The 24,604-nt window shown below is 59.4% G+C and carries 30 protein-coding genes and 2 tRNA genes; 10 read left to right on the top strand and 22 right to left on the bottom strand.

Annotated elements, in window-relative coordinates:
- Positions 1-74: 74 nt before the first annotated feature.
- Together HPY65_17545 and HPY65_17550 are read right to left on the bottom strand one after the other, a co-directional pair.
- The gene (locus tag HPY65_17545) at positions 75-707 is read right to left on the bottom strand and encodes a hypothetical protein (GenBank protein ID NPU86287.1); all 633 of its coding nucleotides are present in this window, start codon (positions 705-707) and stop codon (positions 75-77) included.
- A 96-nt stretch (positions 708-803) separates the two neighbouring features.
- Positions 804-1,439, bottom strand: a complete 636-nt coding sequence (locus tag HPY65_17550; GenBank protein NPU86288.1) for an IS1595 family transposase — start codon at positions 1,437-1,439, stop codon at positions 804-806.
- A 408-nt stretch (positions 1,440-1,847) separates the two neighbouring features.
- Here HPY65_17550 and HPY65_17555 point away from each other — a divergent pair, with 408 nt between their 5' ends.
- Complete coding sequence (locus tag HPY65_17555; GenBank protein NPU86289.1) at positions 1,848-2,012, top strand: DUF2892 domain-containing protein; 165 nt, start codon at positions 1,848-1,850, stop codon at positions 2,010-2,012.
- A 106-nt stretch (positions 2,013-2,118) separates the two neighbouring features.
- Here HPY65_17555 and HPY65_17560 read toward each other — a convergent pair whose 3' ends face one another.
- Both HPY65_17560 and HPY65_17565 read right to left on the bottom strand, forming a co-directional pair.
- Entirely contained in the window at positions 2,119-2,364 is a 246-nt protein-coding gene (locus HPY65_17560) for a hypothetical protein (protein ID NPU86290.1), read from the bottom strand.
- Positions 2,365-2,950: 586 nt separating this feature from the next.
- Complete coding sequence (locus HPY65_17565) at positions 2,951-3,193, bottom strand: hypothetical protein (protein ID NPU86291.1); 243 nt, start codon at positions 3,191-3,193, stop codon at positions 2,951-2,953.
- Positions 3,194-3,565: 372 nt separating this feature from the next.
- Between HPY65_17565 and HPY65_17570 the strand changes: the two genes are divergently transcribed.
- Entirely contained in the window at positions 3,566-3,949 is a 384-nt protein-coding gene (locus tag HPY65_17570) for a hypothetical protein (GenBank protein NPU86292.1), read from the top strand.
- Here the strand turns inward: HPY65_17570 and HPY65_17575 are convergent.
- The 3 genes from HPY65_17575 to HPY65_17585 form a co-directional block, all read right to left on the bottom strand.
- Entirely contained in the window at positions 3,936-4,157 is a 222-nt protein-coding gene (locus HPY65_17575) for a hypothetical protein (GenBank protein NPU86293.1), read from the bottom strand. The two genes, HPY65_17570 and HPY65_17575, sit on opposite strands and share 14 nt — an antisense overlap.
- A 125-nt stretch (positions 4,158-4,282) precedes the next feature.
- Positions 4,283-4,359: transfer RNA gene (locus tag HPY65_17580), tRNA-Arg, on the bottom strand.
- Positions 4,360-4,382: 23 nt separating this feature from the next.
- Positions 4,383-4,458, bottom strand: a tRNA-Ala gene (locus HPY65_17585).
- A gap of 154 nt (positions 4,459-4,612) precedes the next feature.
- On the opposite strand from HPY65_17585, the gene HPY65_17590 reads away from it, so the two are divergent.
- A complete protein-coding gene (locus HPY65_17590) occupies positions 4,613-4,882 on the top strand; it encodes a 30S ribosomal protein S20 (protein ID NPU86294.1) in 270 nt (89 codons plus the stop codon).
- A gap of 9 nt (positions 4,883-4,891) precedes the next feature.
- On the opposite strand, the gene HPY65_17595 is transcribed toward HPY65_17590, so the two are convergent.
- The 15 genes from HPY65_17595 to HPY65_17665 form a co-directional block, all read right to left on the bottom strand.
- Entirely contained in the window at positions 4,892-5,425 is a 534-nt protein-coding gene (locus HPY65_17595; protein ID NPU86295.1) for a hypothetical protein, read from the bottom strand.
- Between the two features lie 16 nt (positions 5,426-5,441).
- Entirely contained in the window at positions 5,442-8,030 is a 2,589-nt protein-coding gene (locus HPY65_17600; GenBank protein ID NPU86296.1) for a leucine--tRNA ligase, read from the bottom strand.
- Positions 8,031-8,133: 103 nt separating this feature from the next.
- Positions 8,134-8,631: a transcription antitermination factor NusB gene (gene nusB / locus HPY65_17605; GenBank protein ID NPU86297.1), complete on the bottom strand. Its 498-nt coding sequence runs from the start codon at positions 8,629-8,631 to the stop codon at positions 8,134-8,136.
- A gap of 28 nt (positions 8,632-8,659) precedes the next feature.
- On the bottom strand, positions 8,660-9,124 hold the full coding sequence (locus HPY65_17610; protein ID NPU86298.1) for a 6,7-dimethyl-8-ribityllumazine synthase: 465 nt from the start codon (positions 9,122-9,124) through the stop codon (positions 8,660-8,662).
- Between the two features lie 203 nt (positions 9,125-9,327).
- A complete protein-coding gene (locus tag HPY65_17615; protein ID NPU86299.1) occupies positions 9,328-10,533 on the bottom strand; it encodes a bifunctional 3,4-dihydroxy-2-butanone-4-phosphate synthase/GTP cyclohydrolase II in 1,206 nt (401 codons plus the stop codon).
- A 3-nt stretch (positions 10,534-10,536) separates the two neighbouring features.
- Positions 10,537-11,187 (bottom strand): riboflavin synthase, encoded by a 651-nt coding sequence (locus tag HPY65_17620; protein NPU86300.1) that lies wholly within the window; start codon positions 11,185-11,187, stop codon positions 10,537-10,539.
- 24 nt (positions 11,188-11,211) lie between these two features.
- A complete protein-coding gene (gene nrdR / locus HPY65_17625) occupies positions 11,212-11,682 on the bottom strand; it encodes a transcriptional repressor NrdR (protein NPU86301.1) in 471 nt (156 codons plus the stop codon).
- Positions 11,679-12,134, bottom strand: coding sequence for a cytidine deaminase (locus tag HPY65_17630; GenBank protein ID NPU86302.1), 456 nt, complete (start codon positions 12,132-12,134; stop codon positions 11,679-11,681). The genes nrdR and HPY65_17630 overlap by 4 nt, the downstream gene beginning before the upstream one ends.
- Positions 12,131-13,387 (bottom strand): serine hydroxymethyltransferase, encoded by a 1,257-nt coding sequence (locus tag HPY65_17635; GenBank protein NPU86303.1) that lies wholly within the window; start codon positions 13,385-13,387, stop codon positions 12,131-12,133. Before HPY65_17635 ends, HPY65_17630 begins: the two co-directional genes overlap by 4 nt.
- Positions 13,388-13,416: 29 nt before the next feature.
- A complete protein-coding gene (gene rpiB, locus HPY65_17640; GenBank protein NPU86304.1) occupies positions 13,417-13,878 on the bottom strand; it encodes a ribose 5-phosphate isomerase B in 462 nt (153 codons plus the stop codon).
- Positions 13,875-15,122, bottom strand: a complete 1,248-nt coding sequence (fabF, locus tag HPY65_17645) for a beta-ketoacyl-ACP synthase II (GenBank protein NPU86305.1) — start codon at positions 15,120-15,122, stop codon at positions 13,875-13,877. Before fabF ends, rpiB begins: the two co-directional genes overlap by 4 nt.
- Positions 15,123-15,148: 26 nt before the next feature.
- Positions 15,149-15,385 carry an acyl carrier protein gene (gene acpP / locus HPY65_17650; GenBank protein NPU86306.1) on the bottom strand — a complete coding sequence of 79 codons (237 nt, stop codon included), beginning with the start codon at positions 15,383-15,385 and terminating at the stop codon, positions 15,149-15,151.
- A 15-nt stretch (positions 15,386-15,400) separates the two neighbouring features.
- The gene (gene fabD, locus HPY65_17655) at positions 15,401-16,366 is read right to left on the bottom strand and encodes an ACP S-malonyltransferase (protein ID NPU86307.1); all 966 of its coding nucleotides are present in this window, start codon (positions 16,364-16,366) and stop codon (positions 15,401-15,403) included.
- A gap of 31 nt (positions 16,367-16,397) precedes the next feature.
- Complete coding sequence (gene rpmF, locus HPY65_17660) at positions 16,398-16,583, bottom strand: 50S ribosomal protein L32 (GenBank protein NPU86308.1); 186 nt, start codon at positions 16,581-16,583, stop codon at positions 16,398-16,400.
- An 18-nt stretch (positions 16,584-16,601) separates the two neighbouring features.
- Complete coding sequence (locus tag HPY65_17665) at positions 16,602-17,135, bottom strand: DUF177 domain-containing protein (GenBank protein NPU86309.1); 534 nt, start codon at positions 17,133-17,135, stop codon at positions 16,602-16,604.
- A gap of 189 nt (positions 17,136-17,324) precedes the next feature.
- On the opposite strand from HPY65_17665, the gene HPY65_17670 reads away from it, so the two are divergent.
- The 7 genes from HPY65_17670 to HPY65_17700 all read left to right on the top strand — a co-directional run bounded on the left by HPY65_17670 (position 17,325) and on the right by HPY65_17700 (position 24,584).
- Positions 17,325-18,509, top strand: a complete 1,185-nt coding sequence (locus HPY65_17670; protein ID NPU86310.1) for a CoA transferase — start codon at positions 17,325-17,327, stop codon at positions 18,507-18,509.
- A 159-nt stretch (positions 18,510-18,668) separates the two neighbouring features.
- Positions 18,669-19,274 (top strand): TetR/AcrR family transcriptional regulator, encoded by a 606-nt coding sequence (locus HPY65_17675; GenBank protein ID NPU86311.1) that lies wholly within the window; start codon positions 18,669-18,671, stop codon positions 19,272-19,274.
- Positions 19,275-21,077, top strand: coding sequence for an acyl-CoA dehydrogenase (locus HPY65_17680; protein ID NPU86312.1), 1,803 nt, complete (start codon positions 19,275-19,277; stop codon positions 21,075-21,077).
- A gap of 82 nt (positions 21,078-21,159) precedes the next feature.
- Positions 21,160-21,618, top strand: coding sequence for a dehydratase (locus HPY65_17685; protein NPU86313.1), 459 nt, complete (start codon positions 21,160-21,162; stop codon positions 21,616-21,618).
- Between the two features lie 10 nt (positions 21,619-21,628).
- Positions 21,629-22,507, top strand: coding sequence for a SpoIIE family protein phosphatase (locus tag HPY65_17690; GenBank protein ID NPU86314.1), 879 nt, complete (start codon positions 21,629-21,631; stop codon positions 22,505-22,507).
- Positions 22,508-22,546: 39 nt separating this feature from the next.
- Complete coding sequence (locus tag HPY65_17695) at positions 22,547-23,686, top strand: acyl-CoA dehydrogenase (GenBank protein NPU86315.1); 1,140 nt, start codon at positions 22,547-22,549, stop codon at positions 23,684-23,686.
- A gap of 253 nt (positions 23,687-23,939) precedes the next feature.
- Positions 23,940-24,584 (top strand): PHP domain-containing protein, encoded by a 645-nt coding sequence (locus tag HPY65_17700; GenBank protein ID NPU86316.1) that lies wholly within the window; start codon positions 23,940-23,942, stop codon positions 24,582-24,584.
- Positions 24,585-24,604 lie beyond the last annotated feature (20 nt).

Below are 24,604 nucleotides of genomic sequence, written 5' to 3' on the forward strand. Positions count from 1 at the left end.
CTCATGATCCATGGAAGAAAGGCAACCCGGCATAACCATAAAACCAGTCCACGCCTTTGGAAGCAATCCCTGATTTAATATCGCCGTTGAGGACGCCTTTGCGTATCGTGACGCTCCCGATAAATGTCCCTCCGGAGCTGGCTGAATTCCCGTTCAAGGCGGGTCATCTCATCATGGCTGATTCCGTCTTGCCCCGCCCGCTGCATATCCGACTCAACTCTTCTCAGTTCATTCCGCAGGCGATCGGCTTCCGGCCTTGTTAATGACCCATCGCGCACACCTGCATGAATTTTTGCATGTGCATCGTTAATCTCGCTTTTCAGACGATGCCACCGATCCCGTTGTTGATGACCTCTTTGTTGTGTATCGTGCCGCTCCCGATAAATGTCCCTTCGGAGTTGCGCAAATTCGTGTTCAAGGCGGGTCATTTCCTGGTGGCTGAACCCGTCTTGCCCTGCCCGGTCCATGTGAGCCCTGATTCTGTTCAGCTCGTTGCGCAAACGACTCGCCTCGGGAGGCGTGAGCGAACCATCGCGCACGCCCGCATTGATCTTTGAATGTGCGTCATGGATTTCACCTCTAAGATGATGCCATCTCTCCCGCTGTTTTTGATCCTGATGACGACCCGGCTGAGCATAGGCAATTAAAGTTGAGAAGCAAAACAGGACGAAAACCATGACCGCGCATACATTCCAGAACTTTTTCATGTTCCTCCTCCCTCCGTCAGGGTTGACATCTTTGTTTTTCATTGTTCCCGCCGATAGGTTATAAGGGAATTAATTCTATAATAAAACAGAAGGTAATTAGTCCCATTTTGGCACAAGATCGCAGAGAAAAGTAGCAACTTGGTCGAAAATATCAGAGTTGCGATTATTATATCGAAACTCCAGTTCTTTCAAATAAAGAGGGAACTGTTCCTTGGAGACGCCATGATGCTTGATCAGTCTCTCCTTGGCCCAACTCCAGAACCCCTCCAATCCGTTGATGGTGACCTTACCGGAAGAGAAGTACTTTCCATGGTCCACTTTCAGATGCCGGTATCCGCAGAACATCAGGCTGTCGTAACTCCTGAACTTGTCAGTATAAACGACGCTTCCCCTGCGAACCTTCTTGACGGTGAGACCCAGCAAGGTCTCTGCCGTGACATTCGGGACAACACTGACCTGGACGACGCCTTTCCTCTCCAGGATGCCGAACACGGGAACCTTCCCGGCGGCTCCACGGCCCCGGTTGCCTTTCCGTCGGCCTCCGAAGTAGGACTCATCCAGTTCGATCTCACCGCCCAGGAGAACATCGGCGTCGGCTGCATGATTCAAAATGGCCATCCGGATCGTGCTCACGGCTCCATAAACAGCCTTGTAGGACATCTTCATCTGCTGGGACATCTTCCGGACAGATACTTCCAGTTCAAAGAGCTTGAGGATCGACAACCATTGCACGCAGGTTAGACGACCATGATTAATCCAGCGACCAGAGAAGTCATGGAACGTATATTCACAACGGGAGCATCGGTACCTTTCGTCGCTTAACTTGTATAACTTGCGTTGCCGGCAGCGAGGGCAAAACCGTGATGGTTTTTGAAGCTTTTTCCCAGCAGATATTTTCTGGCTTTGCTCTCGCTGGATATTACATTATGATAACTAGTTAAGTCCATGAGGCACCCTTATCACAGGTGCCAGCACAGGATCAATTACCAAACAGAAAATACCTTGCAGGCATACAAAATTCACAACTCGGTCACCGCCGCCGACCTGAGCTCTACCGGCCATATATTGCGGGAACCTTGCCTTAAAAACACATCAGGAGGAAACGCGCATGGAACGAAACGGTGGAACGATTGACAGGTCATCCGGCTCGTTATCGCCATTGTTCTCATCGCAGCCAATGCCGCAGGCTGGATAACGGGAATAACGGGGCTTATCCTTGCCGTAATTGCCGGGATGCTTCTCTCGAGCGTTGCGTCGGGATACTGCCCTCTCTATGTGAGGCTTGGAATTAAAAAGTCAATATGACCGAATATTAATGTCTGGAAATATTGTTACTTACAAAAAGACGAAACAGCCTTCTCGTCAAGGTATTCAGATATTAAGATGTAAGCGTCAACAACGCTGTGCTCATTCAATGCGATTGATCGTCTTCATCGCCATGGAAATAGATATCAAGAGACATCTGCTGGACTTTTTTGCACGTATTTGCCCAATCCATGAAAACTTTTTTACCCTCTACGGGAATCACAGGGACCTGAGCAACATACATTCTGATCATGCGCTCCATTTGTTCCTGAATGATGGTTAATGAATTGAAAGTATTGCTAAATGCCATCTTGTTAATCTGAAGCTGTCTCAAGATCATGTTCTGGTCCATTATCCATATCCTCCTTCGCGATTGATAGAATGGCAATTTGCTTTATTGTCTGTTTTTACATGATCCATGCCAACGGAGACGCTTGATTGATCGTCAGTCAACTACTAATAATTGCCTTGGGTAAGAAATGGTTCAATGTGAGATATCATGTCTCACCTGTTTTCAACGCATTGATAAAATAGAATTATTTACAGAAAAGGGATATTTGCGATGTTACGCCGGATGGAATGAATCGGAATTGTTTATAAAGATATCGACGAGAGATTTGACGTAGATGTCAATGGTGTGACGTTATTAATAGCAATAATGTCAAAAGTGATAGGGTGTCGAAAAAGATAGCTGCTGGGATCTAAAAAATCAGGCTCCAATGCGGCGATTAGAAAGTGGACTCATTATGCCGATTACGAAATGGCTCTATAGCAGTGACAATTAACACCAGGGCACCCAGATTAGGAATTGAGATAAACCTTTCTCAAAACAGCTAAATAGCTGATTTTCAAGTGTTGTCTCTTGGCTCTTTTGGCTCCAATGTGGTCAAAAGAGCCTCTTTTTTTACCTAGCCCCTTATGAAAGTCCCTTAAGGGGATTACTTTACGTTGTATTTCTTTTTTGCCTCTGAAACTATCCGCTCTGCAACCATCGCCATTGGTTTTATTGGAACTCCGCTACCCCTCAGTTTAACCCTTGACCAATTACATCCCGTTTCGTCTGGCTCCTTCAATTTCAAAACACCACCATCAAAACTGTAGCCCTCAGAGTCTTCATTTTTACGAAGCTCATTGTTTAGGATATTTACCAACTCTTTTTCCGACACCAGTTTCCTTTCCATATAGTCCCCCCTTTTGACATTATGTTACACATTTATAAAAACTGAAAATTACCAAGCCCATGAGAACATAAAAAGTCAACTTTATCCCTGGATGGAAAAAGCTGTAAGGTGAGTAAGCTTCATCAGCTCCACATTTTGGACACAGAAAATGGAGATAACCCTTGGGGTCTTTACCGAGATGTTTAAATATGCTTGTTTGAGGATTATTAATTGTGTCATGAGCCTCAACCACACCTTTAAAGCTACATTGTTTACACGTGATAGCTCTGGTTAGCATTTCCCCCTCCTTTCAAAAAGTTATCCACACCAACCATTTGACAGACTTTATACATCTGTTAAAATGGAAGTGCAAGTAATAATTAAATAAAAATTATGAGAGAAATAAAATTTAGAGCTTGGGATAAAACCAATAAAAGATCGATTGATTTAAAAAATTCTGCGATTGACCCATTGAGTGGAGAAATTATTGGTGCACATGATCCTGATGAATTCTACTTATTTGACAGTTGTGATTATGATTTGATGCAATACACAAGTCTTAAAGATAAAAACGGAAAAGAAATTTATGAGGGTGATATAGTTAATGGAGCAGGAGAATATTGTGTTGAAAAAAAACCTGTAATATGGTCAAGGAGTGGCTGGTATGCTGGTTATGAGGATAAAGAAAAAACAAACATTACAAGTTTGTGTGCACTTGATGATATTGAAGTTATCGGTAACATCTACGAAAATCCAGAATATATCAATAATCAATAATTTCCTGACCAAATTTCTTTCTATAAAGTTCCTGAACAGCTGGTGAAGGTCCATCATGCCAATGACCTTCGTAAGCGTGGGCTTTACAGAGCAAAAGGGCTTCATCGTTAATCCCTTTCATTTTCCAACCGGGAGGCAACGGTCCCTTAGCTGGGTCGTGCATCTGTTTCGCTCCGCAAAGATGGCAAACAAATTTGTGTTCATTCATCGCAATTTCCTCCTTATGAAACCCAATCCGTGTTTCTTTCCCCTCCAATCCGGTGTCCTTTTAAACCAAAGTCCCTTATTAAAATCCCTTATACGGATTAAAGGAAACTCGCTATCCCAATAAAATGGTGCCCCCGCCGCGACTCGAACGCGGGGCACCCGGATTAGGAATCCGGTGCTCTATCCTCCTGAGCTACGGGGGCAAACAAAGAAGTGGAGAAAGAAATGGTGGAGATGAGGGGGATCGAACCCCTGACCTCGGCATTGCGAACGCCGCGCTCTCCCAGTTGAGCTACATCCCCACGTCTTGGTCGGATTGGCTTGTTGCGGAGGGCACCATAACCAATCGGCAATGGCAAGTCAAGCGATTGTTGACGACTTTAGGCACTTTACCCTTGACAGGGAGGGGTATTTCGGATAATGGTCTCAACCTTAATTTCTCAAGGAGGAAGGCAGTTGGCCACACACGCATCCGCGATCAAGAGAAGCAAGCAGGACGAGAAACGGCGCCTCAGAAACGCCATGGTGAAATCCAACGTCAAGACGTCGGTCAAGCAGGTCCTCGGGGCCGTGGCCGGCAAGGACAAGGAAGAGTCGCAGGCCGCGCTGAAGGAAGCGATTCCGGCGATTCAGAAGGCCGCCGCAAAGGGCGCCTTTCACAAGAAGACCGCCTCCCGCAAGGTCTCCCGCCTCACCAGGAAGGTCAACACCCTTCTCGAGAAGTAACCCGGCCTTTCAGAAACCGGACAGAATCATGGAATACGCCCTCTCGGCTGTGTCGCTGGCCAGCTTGACAAGGGCTTCCTTTCTGTTCCGTTCGGTCACCGAGAGGCTCGACGAAGACACCTTGTAGTCCCCCGTCAATCCGAAGTCGCTGTTCGCCCAGAGGACCTTCCCCGTGTCCCGCTCCTGAAGGGAGATGTCCACGTTGACGGTCCAGCGCTCTTCCGCCGCCAGGTTCCCCGCCGCATAGGCCAGGGGTGTCCGCACCAGGTTCTTGATGTTTCCCTTCAGGACGGCGTCGGCCTGGTCGGCCCGGTCGACAATCTGGAAGCGTCCTCCCTGGATGATCCGGTCAATGAAGGCCGACCGGAACGTGTTCTCCACGTTGGGCTCGTTGGTGGCGTTTCCAAAGGTGCGGACGTGGACTCGCTTGATGGCGGGATCGATGCCGTCGCCGCCGGTGCCGACGAAGTGGTAGCCGCAGGCCCACAGGGAGGTCAGGGCCAGAACGATAAGCCAGAAAATCTGCCGTTTCGAAAGATGCATCCGCGCCGTCCCCCCGTCAGTCCTTGACCACGATGTTGACGAGCTTGCGGGGAACGTAAATCTCCTTGACCACCTGCTTCCCCTCGATCATCTTCGCGATTTTTTCGTCTCCCCGGGCGAGCGCCTTGATCTTGTCCTCCTCCTCGTCGGCAGGCACGGTGATGCGGCTGCGGACCTTGCCGTTGATCTGGAGTACGATGGTGATCTCCTCCTCGGAGGCCACCTCCCGGTCCCACGCCGGCCAGGGCATGTCGGCCAGGGGCGTCTTCTTGCCGAGCATTTCCCACAGCTCTTCGGTGATATGGGGAACGATGGGGGCCATCAGGAGAAGCACCGCCTCCACGGCCTCCCGAATCACCGAGAGGGCCAGCTTGTCGCCTTTATCCGGCCTGTTCAGCAGGTACAGGGCATTCACCAGCTCCATAACGGCACTGATGGCGGTGTTGAAACGGAAGCGGTCTTCCAGGTCGCCGGTGACCTTGCGGATCGTCTGGTGGGTCTTCCGGCGGAGGTTTTTCAGGTCCCCCTCCAGGGGCGTCTTTCCGTCGAAGGGAGCCATGTCCCGGATGTCATCCAGGTACTCTTCCATAACGATCCGCCAGATGCGGCTGAGGAAGCGGAAAGAACCCTCGACCCCCTGGTCGCTCCACTCCAGGTCCTTCTCCGGCGGCGACGCGAAGAGGCAGAAGGCCCGCGCCGTATCGGCGCCGTATTTTTCCACCAGGTAGTCGGGATCGACGATGTTCTTCAGCGATTTCGACATTTTCTCCGTCTTGCCGATGATGACGTCCTTGCCGCAGGTGGCGCATTTGCCGTCCTTGGCTTCTTCGGGGAAGAGGAAGCCGTGCTCGGGGCACTTCATCGTCTCCTTGCAGACCATGCCCTGGGTAAGCAGGTTCGCGAAGGGCTCGTCCACGCCGATGATGCCGAAGTCCCGGAGCATCCGCGTGTAGAACCGGGAGTAGAGAAGGTGGAGAATCGCGTGCTCGATCCCGCCGATGTACTGGTCCACGGGCATCCAGTAGTCCAGGGCCTTCCGGTCCAGTCCGGGCTTGACGTCGTGAACGGCGCAGCAGAACCGGTCGAAGTACCAGGAGGATTCCACGAAGGTGTCCATGGTGTCCGTCTCTCGCCGGGCGGCGCCACCGCAGCCGGGGCAGGTCGTCTCGGCGAAGGCCTTGTGCCGGGCCAGGGGCGAGCCGCCCTCGCCGGTCAGCTCCACGTCCATCGGCAGGACCACCGGGAGGTCTTTCTCGGGCACCGGGACGGTACCGCACTTTTCGCAGTAAACCATGGGGATCGGCGCACCCCAGTAGCGCTGTCGCGAGATCCCCCAGTCGCGGAGGCGGTACTGGATGGTCCGCTGCCCCCGGTTGATCGAGATCAGGTGATCGGCGATGGCATCGAGGGCTTTCATGTTCTCCATCCCGTTGAACGGGCCGGAATTCACGAGAATCCCCTCGTCGACGTAGGCCTCCGTCATGGTCTGGACGTTGAGCGCCCGGTTCTGCGGCTGGATGACCACGATGAGCGGCAGGTTGTACTTCTTGGCAAACTCGAAGTCCCGCTGGTCGTGGGTCGGCACCGCCATGACGCAGCCCGTGCCGTAGTCCGCCAGGACGAAATTGGCGGCAAAGATGGGCATCTTCTTGTGGGTCACGGGGTTGAGGCAGTACGACTCGAGGAAGACGCCCTCCTTCTCGTAGTAGTCGGAGGTACGCAGGTTCTTGTCCTGCCGCTTGATCTTCTCGACGAACTCCTGGACCTCGCCCTCGCAGGCCTTGCCCTTCGCCAGTTCCAGGACGAGGGGATGCTCCGCCGCGACGAGCATGAACGTGGCGCCGTAGATGGTGTCCTGCCGGGTGGTGAAGACCTTGATCTCGCCGTTGCCGTCGGCCATGGGAAAGATCATCTCGAAGCCGTGGCTCTTGCCGATCCAGTTGCGCTGCATCGTGAGAACCCGCTCGGGCCAGCCGGGGAGCCGGTCGCATCCTTCCAGGAGCTCCTCCACGTACGCTGTGATCCGGAAAAACCACTGGTCCAGGGTCTTCTCCACCACGTCGGAGGAGCAGCGCCAGCAGAGCCCCGCCTCCACCTGCTCGTTGGCCAGGACGGTCTGGCACTTGGGGCACCAGTTCACCGAGGAGGTCTTCTTGTAGGCCAGGCCCTTTTCGTACATCCACAGGAAGAAGAGCTGCTCCCACTTGTAGTAGAAGGGCTCACAGGTGGAAAGCTCACGGTCCCAGTCGTAGCTGAAACCCATCCGCTTGAGCTGCTTCTTCATGTTGGCGATGTTGTCGTTTGTCCAGACGGCGGGGTGGATGCCCCGCTCGATGGCGGCGTTTTCGGCGGGCATTCCGAAGGAGTCCCAGCCCATGGGGTGCAGGACGTTGAACCCCTGCATCCGCTTGTAGCGGGAAACGACGTCGCCGATGGCGTAGTTGCGGACGTGGCCGATGTGGATCCGGCCGGAGGGATAGGGGAACATCTCCAGGAGGTAATATTTCTTTCGCGCGGGATCCTCATGTACGTGGAACGTCTTGTTCTCCTCCCACTTCTTCTGCCATTTCTGTTCGATTTCCCAGGGGTTGTACTTGATGTTCATGGCGGGCTCCCTTGCGGTAGAGATGTTGTCCCGTCGTAACACAACGGACCTCTTCTTTCAACCTGATTGGGGAAAAACGGGCTTTTGCGGGACGGCGGGCCGTCTAGTCCGGGATGGATGCCGGGCTTTTCGGGTCTTCCTCGCCGGATTCCGACGCGTCGGGTTGAGGCTCCGGGGACCGGTTCTCCCGGCCGAAGCGGCCGTGGAGGGCGTCGAGGATGCCGTTGATGAAGGCCCCCGAGTTTTCGGAACCGAAGAGCTTCCCCAGATCGATGGCCTCGTTGAGGGCCACTTTGGGGGGGATGTCAGGGCAGAACCGGAGCTCGTAGACGGCCATCCGCAGGATGGCCTTGTCGACCTTGGACATGCGGGGGAGAGACCAGTGCTCGGAACAGCTTCCGATGAGCCCGTCGATCTCGTCCCGCCGCTCCCAGGTGCCGGTCACCAGGTCCGCGGTGAATTCGCGGGCCTCCGCCGGCATCTCCGAACGGTCGAAGTTCTGCCAGTAGTGTTCAAGAGCTTCCCAGGGGTCCCGTTCCTGGACGTCGAGGCCGTAGAGGATCTGTACGGCCGCTTCCCGGGCCTTTCTTCTGACTTGCATGGGCATGATGCCGCCGCCGGCGGGCCTTTCAGATCTTCCGGAAGAGGTCGACCATTTCGATGGCCGTCATGGCCGCGTCCCAGCCCTTGTTGCCCGACTTCGTCCCGGCCCGCTCGATGGCCTGTTCGATCGTATCGGTCGTGAGGACTCCAAAGGCGACGGGCACTTCCGTTTCCAGCCCGACCATGGCGATCCCCTTGGTCACCTCGGCGCTGATGTACTCGAAGTGGGGTGTGGCCCCCCGGATCACCGCCCCCAGGCAGATCACGGCGTCGAACCGGCCGCTCTTGGCGATCTTCTTCGCCGCCAGGGGCAGCTCGAAGGCTCCCGGAACCTTGTAGACCTGGATGTCCTTCTCGTCGGCGCCGGCCCGCACGAGGGCGTCCAGGGCTCCTTCGATGAGACGGCCGCAGATGAAGTCGTTGAAGCGGCTGGCGATGACCCCGAACCGCATCCCCTTGGCGACGATCTTTCCTTCCACCGTTTTCGGCATAACTTCTCTCCATTCCCGCCCTGGGCTGTTGAAAAACGGCTGTCTGCTGCGTTCCCCTCGTCCTTCGCCACCCGACGTACGAAACGGTACGACTCACGGTTCAGGATTTCGGGCGCCTTGCATCCGACCCTTTTTGTACAGCCCGGGGCAAAGGTCTTGTCCTCTCCGAGAGGAGACGGCTTTCAGTCCGTCCCCGAATCCGTCTATACTCCGTTCAGCATGTGCCCCATCTTCTTCTTTTTCGCCGACAGGTACCGGATGCTGCTGTCCGTCGGCTCGATTTCGATGGCAACACGCTCGGTGATCGTGATGCCGTATCCCTCCAGGCCGACTACTTTGCGGGGATTGTTCGTCATGAGGCGCATCTTGCGGACGCCCTGATCCGCCAGGATCTGGGCACCGATGCCGTAGTCCCGGAGGTCCGCCTTGAATCCCAGATCCAGGTTCGCCTCCACCGTGTCGCGGCCCTGCTCCTGCAGCTCGTAGGCCTTGATCTTGTTCACCAGGCCGATGCCGCGCCCCTCCTGGTGCATATAGACGATCACGCCCTTGCCTTCGTCTTCCACCATCTTCATGGCCGTCTGCAGCTGGTCGCCGCAGTCGCAGCGAAGGGACCCGAAGATATCGCCGGTGGCGCACTCCGAGTGGACCCGGACGAGGACCTCGTCCTCCGGCGTGATCTCTCCCTTGACCAGGGCGATATGGAGGATGTCGTCCACGTCGTTCTCGTAGACGGTGATGCGGAAATCGCCGCCGAATTTGGTCGGCAACAACGCCGAGGCGGAGCGGTGAATGAGACGCTCGTGCTGCATCCGGAATTCGATCAGGTCCGCGATCGTGACGATCTTCAGGCGATGCTCCGCGGCGAAGGCCTCCAGGTCGGGCATGCGGGCCATCGTCCCGTCGTCCTTCATGACCTCGCAGATGACGCCGGAGGGCTTGAGCCCCGCCAGGCGGGCCATGTCGACCGAGCCTTCCGTCTGTCCCGTCCGGACGAGGACGCCGCCCTTGCGGGCCCGGATCGGGAAAATGTGGCCCGGGCTGACCAGGTCTTCCGGCCGGGCGTTGTCGTCCACGGCCGCCCGGATGGTCGTGGCCCTGTCGGCCGCCGAGATCCCCGTGGAGACCCCGTGCTTCGCCTCGATGGAAACGGTGAAGGCCGTGCCGAAGCGGGACCGGTTGTCCCGCACCATGGGGTACAGATGGAGCCGGTCGGCGTGTTCCTCCGTCAGGGTCAGGCAGATGAGGCCCCGTCCGAAGCGGGCCATGAAATTGACGGCCTCCGGCGTGGCGAACTGGGCCGCCATGCAGAGATCTCCCTCGTTTTCCCGGTCCTCGTCGTCGACGAGTATAACCATCCGGCCGTTCCGGATGTCTTCCAACGCTTCCTTGATCGAACTGACTGCCATGTCTCAATATCCCTTGTCGAAGCCGTGTTCCGCCAGGAAGGCCCGGTCGATCCCCCGGCCGCCCTTTCCTCCCTGCAGAAGCTTCTCGATGTATTTGCCCAGAATGTCCGTCTCGATGTTCACGGTGTCGGCCACCTTCCGGAATCCCAGAGAGGTCTCCTGCGCCGTGTGGGGGATGACGTTAACATAGAAACGGTTATTTTCACAACGGTTTACCGTCAGGCTGATGCCGTCCACCGCGATGGAACCCTTCTCCACGACATACTTTCCCAGTTCCCTGGAAATCTCGAAGCCGAAGACGATCGAGGAGCCCCGGTCCGTCTTCTCGACGATCCGTCCCACGGTGTCCACGTGGCCCAGGACGAGGTGCCCCCCGAGAAAATCGGTCAGGCGCAGGGCTTTTTCCAGGTTCACCCGCTCCCCCGTCCGGAGGCCCTTCAGGGTCGTCCGCTCCAGGGTTTCCGCCGAGACGTCGGCGGCGAAGCGGTTTCCGTCCCGCCTCGTCACCGTCAGGCAGGCGCCGTTGACGGCGATGCTGTCGCCCGTCCTGATGTCCGAAAGGTCCAGGGCGGCCTCCACTTCCAGCCGGCCCTCGGGGCCTTTCTTCGCGAGCCCCCGGACGGTCCCGAACCCCTGGATGATTCCCGTGAACATGACCTGCATTCCCCGGCCTTCCGGCTACTTCTGCTTCTCCTTGTTGACTTGGAGGAAGTCCTGCAGCTCCTCCATGAAATCCCCGACGTCCTTGAAGGACCGGTACACCGAAGCGAACCGCACGTAGGCCACGCCGTCGAGGCCTTTCAGCTCCCGCATGACCTGCTCTCCGATGGCCGTGGAGGGGATCTCCTTCCCCTGGTATTCCTGGCAGGCCTGCTCGATCCGCTCGATGATCTCCTCGATCGACTCCGTGGGGATGGGCCGCTTCTCGCAGGCCTTCTTGATGCCGTTCCGGATCTTCACCATGTCGAAGGGCTCCCGGCGGCCGTCCTTCTTGACCACCACCGGCAGGACCTCCTCGACGTACTCGTAGGTCGTGAAGCGCTTTCCGCAGGCCAGGCATTCCCTGCGGCGGCGGATGGAGCTGCTGTCCTTGCTCACCCGGGAATCGATGACCTTGTTCTCGCCGTTGGCGCAGAAAGGGCACTTCATGACTGGGACACCTCGATGCCCGCCTCCTGGAGCATCTCCGCCGCCAGGTCGTCCTGGTAACCATCGCGGATGACGATCCGGACGATCCCCGCGTTGATGATCATCTTCGCGCAGATCACGCAGGGCTGGTTCGTGCAGTACAGAGTCGCCCCCCGGACGCTGACGCCGTGCAGGGCCGCCTGGATGATGGCGTTCTGCTCCGCGTGGAGCCCACGGCACAGCTCGTGGCGCTCTCCCGAAGGGACCTTTTTCTCCAGCCGGAGGCACCCCCGGTCGAGGCAGTGGGCCATCCCGGAGGGGGCGCCGTTGTACCCCGTGGACAGGATCCGCCGGTCCCGGACCAGCGCCGCCCCCACCTTGCGTCGCACACAGGTGGAGCGCCGGGAGACGACCCCGACGATGTCCATGAAGTACTCGTCCCATGAGGGACGCCTGGCCGCGCCGTCCGTCATGACCCCGCCCGGATCCGCTCCGCATAGAGGGGGAACCGCTCGCAGAGGGCCGAGACGTCCGCCCGGACGCTCGCCACGAGGCTTTCGTTGCCGGGATCCCGGAGAACCCGGGCGATCCAGCCCGCGACGAGGCGCATCTCTTCTTCTTTCATGCCCCGGGTTGTAAGGGCCGGCGTCCCGATCCGGATCCCGCTGGTCACCATGGGGCCCCTCGTGTCGAAGGGGATGCCGTTCTTGTTGACGGTGATGCCCGCCCGGTCCAGGACCTCCTGGGCGTCCCGGCCGGTCACGCCGGATTCCGTGAGGTCCACCAGCATCAGGTGGTTGTCCGTCCCGCCGGAGACGAGGCGGAAGCCTTCCTTCATGAGCGCGTCGGCGATGGCCTTCGCGTTTTTGACGATCTGGCCCTGGTATTCGGCAAAGGCCGGCTGAAGTGCCTCCTGGAAAGCCACGGCCTTCGCCGCGATGACGTGCATCAGCGGGCCCCCCTGCATGCCCGGAAACACCCGGCTGTTCAGGGCCTGGGCGAAGTCCTGGCGGCACATGACGAGGCCTCCGCGGGGACCCCGGAGGGTCTTGTGGGTCGTCGAGGTGACGAACTCGCAGACGGGAATCGGCGAAGGGTGCAGCCCCACGGCCACGAGTCCCGCGATGTGGGCGATGTCGGCCATGATGACGGCCCCGACCGAGTCGGCGATCCGCCGGAAGGCCTCGAAGTCGATGGTCCGGGGATAGGCGCTGGCGCCGACGACGATCAGCTTCGGGCGGTGCTTCTTCGCCTGGTCTTCCACCTCGTTGAAGTCGATGGTCTCCGTGTCCTTCCGGACGCCGTAGGCTACGACGTTATAAAGCTTCCCCGAAAAGTTGGCGGGGCTGCCGTGGGAGAGGTGACCGCCGTGGGAGAGGTTCATGCCCAGGACCGTATCGCCCGGCTGGAGGGTGGCGAAGTAGACGGCCATGTTGGCCTGGGTGCCCGAGTGGGGCTGGACGTTCGCGTGGTCGGCGCCGAAAAGCTTCTTGCAGCGCTCGATGGCCAGCGACTCGGCCACGTCCACGTACTCGCAGCCTCCATAATAACGCTTCGCCGGGTAGCCCTCGGCGTACTTGTTCGTCATGATGCCGCCCTGGGCCTCCAGAACGGCCTCGCTGACGAAGTTCTCCGAGGCGATCATCTCCAGCTTGCCGGCCTGCCGGATCGTTTCCCGCAGAATGGCGTCGGCGATTTCCGGATCGGTCTTTTTCAGGTGCGTCATGGATTCCGTCTTCCTCCCGTTGTTATGGATTATTTGAGGTGCAGGGCATCCTCGATCCCGCGGATCTTGTCGAGGCGCTTCCCATGGCGCCCCCCTTCGAACTCCGTCAGGAGCCAGGTCCTGACGATTTGCCGGGCCGCCTCCGGATCCGTCTTGCGCCCCGCCAGCACGAGGACGTTGCTGTCGTTGTGGAGCCGGCTCATGCGGGCCGTCTCCTCGTCCAGGCACAGGGCGGCACGGACGCCGGGATAGCGGTTGGCGGCGATGGACATGCCCACGCCGGAGCCGCAGAAGAGGATCCCCCGGGCAAACCGGCCGGACGAGACGGCCTCCGCCACGGGGCGGGCGAAATCGGGATAATCCACCGGTTCCGGACCGTTCGTGCCGGCGTCCGTCACAGGGATGCCGGCCTTGGCAAGAATCGCCTTGACGGCTTCCTTCAGATCATAACCGGCGTGGTCGGAGCCAAGGATAAGCGGCTGCATGTTCATGGGGCGAACTTTCGCAAGACAATCACGGCGTTGGCCCCTCCAAAGCCGAACGTGCTCGACAGGGCGGCCCGGATCTCCTGCCGGCGGGCATGGTGGGGCACATAATCGAGGTCGCATTCCGGGTCGGGGTTGTCGAGGTTGATGGTCGGAGGCAGGATGCCTTCCTCCACGGCCTTGGCCGTAAAGATCGCCTCGACCCCGCCGGCGGCTCCGAGAAGGTGTCCCGTCATGGACTTCGTCGAGCTCATGGCCAGCCGGCGGCTGTGCTCCCCGAAGACAGCCTTGACGGCTTCTGTTTCATAGGCGTCGTTCAGGGGTGTGGATGTGCCGTGGGCGTTAATGTAATCGATCTCTTCCGGCCGGAGACCGGCGTCCCGGAGGGCCTCCCGCATGCACCGGGCCGCGCCCTCGTGCCCCGGCGGAGGCGCCGCCAGGTGGAAGGCGTCCGCCGTGGAGCCGTAACCCGCGATCTCGGCGTAGATCCGGGCTCCCCGGTCGAGGGCCCGGTTCATTTCCTCCAGGACGACAAGCCCGGATCCCTCGGCGATGACGAATCCGTCACGGTCCCGGTCAAAAGGTCGGCTGGCCTTTTCTGGCTCGCCGTTGCGGAGCGAGATGGCCCGCATGGAGTTGAAGCCGCCGACGCCCAGGGGGGTAATGGCCGCCTCGGCACCTCCGGCGAGCATGACATCCGCCCAGCCGCCGGCGATCATCCGGTAAGAGTCCCCGATGGCGTGGTTTCCGGCGGAGCAGGCGGTCGTGGTGCAGTTGATGGGTCCCCGGAGGGCGTGCCGGATGGATACGTGACCCGCTGCAAGGTTACCCAGGACCGCCGGAATCGCGAAGGGGGAGATCTTCCGGGGACCTCCCCGGTCGATGGCCTCCTTCGCCGTCTCCATGTTCGAGAGTCCGCCGATGGCGGATCCGATGATGGTGCCGGCCCGGTCCCCGCCGGACGTGTCCGCGGCCAGGTCCGCGTCGGCCATGGCCATGTCGGAGGCGGCGAGGGCGTAAACGATGAAGGGGTCGATGCGGCGGAGCCATTTCTTGTCGACGAAGGCCAAAGGGTCGAAATTCTTCAGTTCGCCGGCAATCGTGGTCTGGTGACCCGTGGTGTCGAACCGGGTGATGGTCCCGATGCCGGACCGGCCCGCGCAGACGCTTTCCCAGGCCTCGCGGACGGAGTTGCCCACGGGGGTGACGGCCCCCAGGCCCGTGATGACAACCCTTCTTCTGTTCGTCATGAAATCCGCCTGCGGTCGATGGCTGGTCAGGAAACGCCCTTGCTCTTGAGGAAGGCGATGGCGTCCTGGATGGTGCGGATCTTTTCCAATTCGTTGTCGGCGATCGTGATGCCGAAATTTTCTTCCATCTCCATGATCAGTTCCACCAGATCAAGCGAGTCGGCGCCGAGGTCCTCGATGAAGGCCGCTTCGGGAACGCACTCCTCGCGCGTCACTCCGAGCTGCTCCATGATGATGTTGATGACCTTTTCCTCCAGTGTCATGAACCGTTTCCTCCTTCAGGATTGCACCGGCTGCTCCGCATCCCCGCCGAGGAGCGAAGCGGCTTTCCTCAGGGAATCCGCATTCTCCGCGTTCAGCAGACGGAACCTCCGGTCGATGCGCTTGATAAGGGCCGACAGGGTGCGCTTGGGACCCATCTCCAGGATGGTATCCACCCCCAGGGCGGCCATTTTTTCGATTGTCTCCTTCCACCGGACCGGCCGGATGATCTGCCGGCACAGGAGTTCCCGGGCTGTTTCCCGGGTATAGAAAACGTCGGGATCGCAGTTCGGGATCACGGGCACGGCAAAGTCCCCGAAGGGAATCTCTTCCAGATCCTCCCGGAGGCGCTCCGACGCCCGGGCCAGGAGATCGCAATGGCAGGGCACGCTGATGGGCAGCTTCACCGCCTGCGCCCCGCCGGACCGTCGGATCTCTTCAACCACACGCTCCACCGCCCCGGCGTGGCCGGAAACGACCGTCTGGCCGGGGGCATTGTGGATGGCCAGCGTTACTTCTTCCCCTCCGGCACAAACCTGGAGACAGGCCGCCCGAACGGCTTCCTCGCCGGGTCCCAGGATCGCGGCCATGGCCCCTTCCCCTACGGGAACGGCTTCCTGATGATAACGGGCGCGGGCCCGGACCAGGGGGAGAAGGTGTTCCAGGGACAAGGCGCCGGCGGCATACAGGGCCGCATATTCTCCCAGGCTGTGACCCGCCAGGACGGCCGGAACCAGCGGCATCTCGCTGCGAAAAGCCTCGTAGACAGCGATATCCAGGGTCAGGACGGCCGTCTGGGTGTTGACCGTCAGGTCCAGGGCCTCCCGCGGCCCCTCGAAACAGAGGGACGCCACATCAAAGCCGAGGATATCCCGAGCCCGGTCGAAGACGGCGCGGGCAGCGGAGAACTCGCTGTACAGATCACTTCCCATTCCTACGTACTGCGAGCCCTGTCCGGGGAAAACCAGTCCCAGTCGGAACATGGACGGCCCTCTCATGAACGGCCGGCTCGGACTACGACAGTTTTTCCGCCGGCACGACCTCGCGGCCCTTGTAGGTTCCGCAGTTGGGGCAAACGCGGTGGGGAAGCTTCGGCTCACCGCACTGGGGGCAGGCGGAGCCCAGGGTCGGGGTCAGGAAATCGTGGGATCTCCGTTTGTTCCGGCGGGTCTTGGAATGTCTTTTGACTGGGTTTGGCATGACCGATGTTCCTCGTTTTCAAGAATTTTTCAGCTTCAGTTTTTTCAGAACGGCGAGGCGCTCGTCGCCCCCGCGGGGGGGACATGTACAGGCATCGCGGTTCAGGTTGGCCCCGCAGGATCCGCAAAGCCCCCGGCAGTCGTCCCGGCAGAGCATCTTCATCGGAACCTGCAGCATGATCTGCTCGTAGATAACCGGGTCGAGGTCGATGACCTCCTCCCGGTAGTACACGCAGTCCAAGTCGTCCCTGGACAGCTCCATTTCCTCCGCGTGTATATCCGGTTCGGGCAGAAAGATATAGCGGAATTCGCACTGGATACGCAACCGTGCATTTTCCAGACAGCGGCAGCACTCGCCCAGGACTTCCGTCGCCAGGGAGCCTTCAACATAAACGGCCTCCCGCACCTTCCGGAGCACACAGGCGACCTGGACTTCGCCTACCGAGAATTCCACCGGCTCGCCTCCGTCCAGCAGCTCCGGCAGCCAGTCCTCCTCCTTTATTATAGAGTAGGCCTTCCCTTCCTCGGGGATCTGTCCGATGGGGATTCGCATGAGAATTACCTCAACCGGAAGAAAGGGCTGAATAAAGGACAAAACATGGGCCTTGTCAAGGAAATTCTCGGCGAAGATTTTGCTTGACAAGGCATTCCGAAGTCGTTATTCGATGCCTGACTGACTGGTCAGTCACATTTTGCCAACACACAGGATCATCCTGTAAAGTCAATGGGAAAGGAGAGAATAATGAAACCCCTGAAAGGCGTAAAGGTAATCGATTTCACCAGTTCCATCTCGGGGCCGTACTGCGGCGCCCTCCTGGCCGACTACGGCGCGGAGGTCTACAAGCTGGAGCGGCCGGGCCGGGGAGAGGACTCGCGGCTGTTCCCCCCCCAGAAGGATGGCGTTCCGCTGGGCTTCGTCAGCATCAATCGGGCCAAAAAGGGCCTGTCGATCGACCTGAACAAACCGGAGGGACAGGAGCTCTTCCGCAAGTTGGCCGCAAAAGTGGATGTTATCCTTGAGAATTACACACCCGGGACGATGAAGCGCTGGAACATCGATTACGAGACGATCAAGGCCGTCAACCCCAAAATCGTCTACTGCTCGATCTCCGGTTTCGGCCAGTTCGGCCCCCTCTCCCCCCTGCCGGGTTACGATGCGGTCATCCAGGCCATGAGCGGCATGATGATGTCCACCGGCTTCCCCGACGGCGCCCCCACGAGAACGGGTAACGCCGCCGTGGATTACCTTTCCGGGACCTTCGGGGCCCTCGGAATCGTGATGGGCGTCCTCCAGGCCCGGACGACGGGGAAAGGCATGCACGTTGATGTCGCCATGCTCGATTGCGTCCTCAACACCCAGGACGTTCCGTTCCTCAGCCCGATGAACCTGGGCAAGGAAGTCCAGCGCTTTGGCAACCGCCTCGCCTACGTCACCCCCTTCGACACCTTCAAGACGAAGGACGGCTGGCTCATGATCGCCACGGCGAACAATAACAATTTCGGCGCCCTCGCCAAGGTCATGGGACGCGAGGACCTGATGGAAGACCCGAAATTCTCCGACAACTACCAGCGCTGCGTGAACGAAGCCGACCTCCGGGAGATCATCGTTGGCTGGACGGTTCAGCATGGAACCATGGAACTGCTCGGCATGCTGATGAAAAACGGCGTGCCCTGCTCGCCGATCCAGAATGCAGGCGACATGCTGAAAAATCCGCATGCCCAGGCGCGCGGCCTGGTCGCGGAAGTGACCCACTCCAGCGGCCTTCAGGTGAAGGTCCCCGGCGTGGCCATCAAGATCGACGGCCAGATCCTCCCCGTCGAGGGGAGCTCCCCGGATGTCGGCCAGCACAACGCTGAGGTCTTCGGCGAGTTGCTGGGAATGGGAGAGGCGGAGCTGGCTCCCTTGAAAGAGAAGGGCATCATCTGATAAACGGAAGCGTCGACCATGGAATATCAACGGAAGGACCGTTTTTGATCCCGGGCCGTGCGGCCCGGCCGTCGCGGAAGAAAGATCCCGCGTTGGTACCGGACCGCCGGCCCTGCCTGTCATCAACGCACAAATCCTACCGGGAAAGAGGGAATCGCTATGACGGAGAAGGCACAGACCAAAAGGGACATCATCCTCGAAGCCGCCGTCCGGGTATTCTCTGAAAAAGGCTACCACAACAGCCGGACCCTGGACATCTCGACGGAAGCCGGGGTGGCCTACGGCTCCCTCTACCACTACTTCGCCAGCAAGGACGACATCCTCCTTTCGATCTTCCGGGAGCGGTGGCATGTCCTCCTGGATCGGATGGAGAGGATCAACCAGACCGTCAGCGAGCCGGGGGAAAAGATCCTGGCCATCATCGATTTTATCTTCCGCAGCTATCAGAACAACCCGGACATGATGAAAGTCCTCATCATGGACGTGCCCCGGCACTCTCAGTTCTATTCACCGGAGAACTGGAAAGTATACAACGCCTTCCTCAAAAACCTGGCGGACGTCTTCCGTGAGGGGCAGGAAAAGGGGATCTACTGCCAGGCCATCTCCCCCCTGGTCGCCTCGTACATCATCTATGGGGCCGTGGACATGACGATCCGCCAGTATGTCTACAACCCCGAATTCAATCACGACGAGTTTCCCGTTGAGCAGGCCAAGGAGCAGATCGTGCGCATGCTCAAGCAGGGTTTTTCCAATAGGGAGGTTTGAATGGGTCAGAACTTTTACAAGCGGGACGATCGGGACCTGCGGTTCGTCCTGCACGAACAGCTGGGCATCGAGCGGCTCCTGGAGCTGGAAGCCTACCGGGATTTCACCCGGGAAGATTTCGACATGATCCTCAACCAGGCGCAGAAGATCGCCGCCGACGTCATGGCGCCGACGTTCCAGGACGGGGACCGGGAAGGCGCCCGGTTCGAAGCGGGCCGCGTCATGGCGCCCAAGTCCTTTCACGATGTCTGGAAGGTATTCCAGGAGGGCGGCTGGTTCGCCCTCGCAACGAAGCCGGATTTCGGCGGCCAGGGGCTCCCCCTGGTCATCGCCGAGGCGGCCCAGGAATTCTTCATGAGCGCCAACTTCGCCTTCGGATGCTACGCCGGCATGGGTCCCGGTAACGGGGCCATGATCGAGAAGTACGGAACGCCGGAGCTGAAGGAGCGTTTCCTGTGGAAAATGTATGACGGGACGTGGAGCGGAGGAATGTGCCTCACCGAGCCCGCAGTAGGTTCCGACGCCCATATGGTCTCGACGAAGGCGACTCCCGACGGGGACCTGTACAAGATCCAGGGGACCAAGATCTTCATCACCTCCGGGGAACACGACCTGGTGGAAAACATCATCCACCTCGTCATTGCCCGGATCGAAGGAGCCCCGGCGGGGGCCAAGGGGGTTTCCCTCTTCGCCGTACCCAAGATCTGGGTGAACGAGGACGGCTCCCTCGGCGAGCCAAACGACGTCTCCTGCATCGGCATCGAGCACAAGATGGGCCTCAACGGCTCGGCCACCTGCGTCATGAACTTCGGGGAGAACGGCAACTGCCGCGGCTACCTGATCGGTCAGCAGGGGATGGGCCTGGCCTACATGTTCGACATGGTGAACCTGGCACGGATGGCCGTCGGGCTCGAGTCGGTAGCCTTCGGGGCGAACATCTACGCCAATGTCCTGGCCTACGCCAAGGAGCGCATTCAGGGCGTTCCCTTCGGAAAGAAGGGGGACCGGGTGCGAATCGTCGAGCACGTGGACATCCGGCGGATGCTGATGAACATCAAATCCATCACGGAGGGTCTGCGCGCCCTGGTGTTCAAGGCCTATTTCATGGAAGACCTGGCCAAGGCGGCGGCCACGGAAGCGGAGCGAAAGGCTGCCCTGGGCCGCCTGGAGTTCCTGACGCCCCTGGTGAAGGCCTACGGCTCCGACCGGATCTTCGAGCTGGGCCGGGAAGGCATCCAGATTCTCGGCGGTTACGGGTTTACCAAGGAATATCCGGTGGAGCAGTACACCCGGGATTGCAAGATCCTCTCCATCTGGGACGGCACCAATTACATTCAGGCGCTGGACCTCATCGGCCGCAAGCTCAACATGGAAGGCGGGAAGATCTACCGGGAATGGATGGACGAAGTCCTCGCCCTCATCCGGAAGGGACGCTCGGAAAACCGGTTCCCCGGCGAGCTCGCCATTCTCGAGGAGGCCCTCGAGGCGGTCATGGAGATCGCCCTTCTCTACGGATCCTTCCTCAAGGAAGGAAAGGTCGATCTTGTTCCCCTGACGGCGACCCGCTTCCTCGACTGTGTCGCCGAGGTGGCCGTTGCCCATCTGCTCCTGGAGCAGGCCCTCATCGCCGAAGACAAGCTCCGGAGCCGGGACACCGACCCGGCGGACCGGGCGTTTTATGAGGGAAAACTCCATACCGCAGCCTACTATGCCAACAACCTTCTCCCTCAGGTCTTCGGGCGGGCCCGCATCATCAAGCTCCAGAACGACTCGGCCGTCCGGATCCCGGAAGACAGCTTGTAGGAGGGGAGCGGAAAGGATATCATAGAGGGCAACTCCCTTATTCCCGGATAGGGGGATATTCCATCTCAAGAGAGGAGAAGTCATGGATAAGCTGTTTTTGGAAGATTACACCGTAGGAGAAGTTCTGAAATCGCCGGCCCGGACCATCACCGAGACGGACATCACCTTTTTTGCAATGCTGACGGGAGACTGGCACCCCATTCATACGAACGTCGAGTTTGCCAAGAAAGCCTTCTTCGGTGAGCGGATCGCCCACGGCATGCTTTCGTTGTGCATCGGCAGCGCCCTCATCTTCCGGCTCGGCCAGTACGTGGCCCTGCCCAAGTCCTTCATCGCCTTTTACGGCATGGATTCCGTCCGGTTCACCGGCCCCGTCAAGATCGGCGACACGATCCACTGCGAAGTCACCGTGGAAAAACTGGATCCGAAAGACGACAAGACGGGCGTCATCGTCTCGAAGAACGCCATCAAGAACCAGCGGGGCGAAGACGTGGTGATCTACACGACGAGGGCCCTTTGCGGGAGAAAACCGAAAGGCTGAGCGGGAGACGTTGCAAAATAACGGCTATCTCTTCAACCATCAACACCGCTCGGTCCGCCGCCCCGGAGTTCTCGGGGCGCGGGTCCGGGCGGGATCAACCGGATCCCCGCCGACGTCGGGGGTCGGCGACGGGATCCTGATTCACCCCGACAAGGCCTTCTTCGCCGTCGGGGACGGTTCCGACCGGAATCCCCGGGCGGTCCGGCGGGTCATGGAAGGGTTCAGCGCGATCCTGAACGGGATGACCGGCCTGGAAGCGGGCCGGGCCTACCGGGAGGAGGAGGCGGCGATCCTCCGGGAAAGCGTGGTTCTCGCCGCGGCAATGCTGGTCCGGGAGCTTTATCCTTCCGACGGCTGCACCTTCACCGGCATCCTGCTCTTCAGGCAGGACAGCGGCCTCCGGGGCCTGATGTTTCATGCGGGCGACAGCCTCCTGTACCGGATCGATACGGAAAGCGGCTCGGTGCAGAGACTGACGGAGAACAACTTCTGGTTCGTCGGCCGGGCGGACCGGTTTTCGCAGGTCGAGGAGATTTCCCTCGAGGAATCGTCCCGCCTGCTTCTCGCCACCGACGGCTTCGCCGCCCTGCTCCCGTCCGGGGAGGGCGACGGGAAGGAGCTCGGAGAGATCTGCCGCCGGTATCCCGTCGAGGAAGTTCCGGACCTCCTGTTCGACCGGTACGACCGGCCCGGATGCATTCTCGACGACGCGGCGGTCCTGTGCCTCGCCCCGGCCGGACCGACGGGTTGCGGCTCCCCGTTCATTCTCGGGGGAACCAGCGCCGCGGAAGAACAGAGGAGAAGACAGCAGGTCGAGGGGCTCCGCCGGGAAGACCGCTACGAAATCCATTACCCGGGCGCCGGAAAAGGCTGCCCGGACATATACTGAACGGAATCGACGAGACTCCGGAACCAAGAGGGATGATCCATGTACAATGACTATTTCAGTGAATCACACGACATGCTGAGGGACAGCGTCCGCCGCTTCGTCGCCCGGGAAATCGCACCGCACCTCGACCGATGGGAAGAAGAGGGAATCATCCCTCTGGAACTCTACAAGAAGGCCGGAGACGCCGGTTTCATCGGGCTCGGCTATCCCGAGGAGTACGGCGGAACGCCCGGCGACATCTTCCACCAGGTGGCCTATACGGAGGAGATCATGCGCTGCGGCGCCGTCGGGCTTCCGTCGAGCCTCGGCTCCAGCGCCATCGCCGTGCCGCCCATCCTGGCCCTAGGAACGGAAGAGCAGAAGCAGAAGTTCGTCCCCACCGTCCTGGCGGGCGACAAGATCGCCGTTCTGGGCGTTACGGAGCCGAGCGGCGGTTCCGACGTGGCGAATCTCCTCACCCGGGCCGTCCGGAAAGGCGACAAGTACATCGTCAACGGCTCGAAGACCTTCATCACCAGCGGGAGCCGAGCGGACTACGTGACCACCGCCGTCCGGACCGGCGGACCGGGACACGGCGGCATCAGCCTCCTCGTCATCGAAAAGGGGACGCCGGGATTCACCTGCTCGAAGAAACTCGAGAAGATGGGCTGGTGGTCTTCCGACACGGCAGAGCTGAGCTTCGACGAATGCGAAGTCCCCGTCGAAAACCTCCTGGGGGCGGAAAACAAGGGGTTCGTCGGGATCATGGTGAATTTCCAGAAGGAACGCCTCTACCTCTCGGTGGAAGCCCACGCCGTGGCGGAAATGGCCCTGGAGGAGTCGATCAAATACGCCAAGGAGCGGATCGCCTTCGGCAAGCCCCTGACGGGCTTCCAGGTGACCCGCCACAAGCTCGCCGAGATGGCGACCCAGGTGGAGGCGGCCAAGCAGATGAGCTACAGCGTTGCCACCAGGATCGGCAACGGCCAGCCCGCCTACAAGGAGGCCTGCATGGCGAAGAACTTCGCCACGAAGGTCTGCGACCGGGTGGTCTACGACGCCGTCCAGATCCACGGCGGCTACGGCTACTGCCGGGAATATCTCGTGGAGCGCCTCTACCGCGACTCGCGCCTCTTCGCTATCGGCGGCGGGACGTACGAGATCATGAACGAAGTCATCAGCAAGCAGATGGGCTTGTAGTGAAGCGGGCTGCTGAAACGGGGCTGCCTGCGGCGTTGCCCTGATCCCGTGCCACTCGACGTGTACAAGATGATGAAGGAAGTAATCGGCAAGCAGATTGGTTTATGAACGAGAGAAAGGGCTGTTCAAAAATGCCCGGAGGCAAGGCCCCCGAAATCCTGAGCCATGAGTCGTACTTTTTCGGTACGTCGAATGGCGAAGGATGAGGGAAACGCAGCAAACGGTTATTTTTCAGCGGCCCGGGATACACACCATGGAGATGGACCTTCACATCCACACCAACCGCTATTCCGGTTGCAGCAACCTGCCCCCGTCCGGCCTGCTGCGGAAGGCCCGGGAAGCGGGCCTGGACGGCATCGCCCTGACGGAGCACGGCATCCGCTGGTCCGACGACAACCTTCAGGAGCTCGTCGAAGCCAGCGGCGTGGAGAACCTGCTCGTCCTGGCGGGCCAGGAGGTAGCCTGTTACACGAAGCGCGGGGAATTCCAGGGGGAATTTCTGCTGTTCGGATATCCCCGCAGCCTCGGATCGAGCCGTTCCCTGGAGACGATCCTGGAGATGGTGCACGGGGAAGGCGGTGTCGTCATCGCCGCCCACCCTTTCAAGAAAATCGTATCCTCCAACAGCGATTTCTACGGGGCCGGTTTCCGGGTCTACGACTACGACCTGGATGGTCTGGAGGTGGTTCACCCCTCCTACGACCGCGAGAGCATCGCCCTGGCGGAGGAAGCCATGAGAAAGCGGAACCTGGCCGGCATCGGCTGCAGCGACGCCCATGATCTCCGAAGCGTCGGTCTCTGCCGGACGGTGTTTCCGGATCCCATCACCGACATGGAGGGCCTCTGCGACGCCATCCGGGCCCGCCGTGTCACCGCACGGAGCCTGAAGGCCCTGTAATGCCATTCATCCCGTTTTGG

It is taken from the genome of Syntrophaceae bacterium (assembly GCA_013177825.1).
Lineage (GTDB): Bacteria > Desulfobacterota > Syntrophia > Syntrophales > PHBD01 > PHBD01.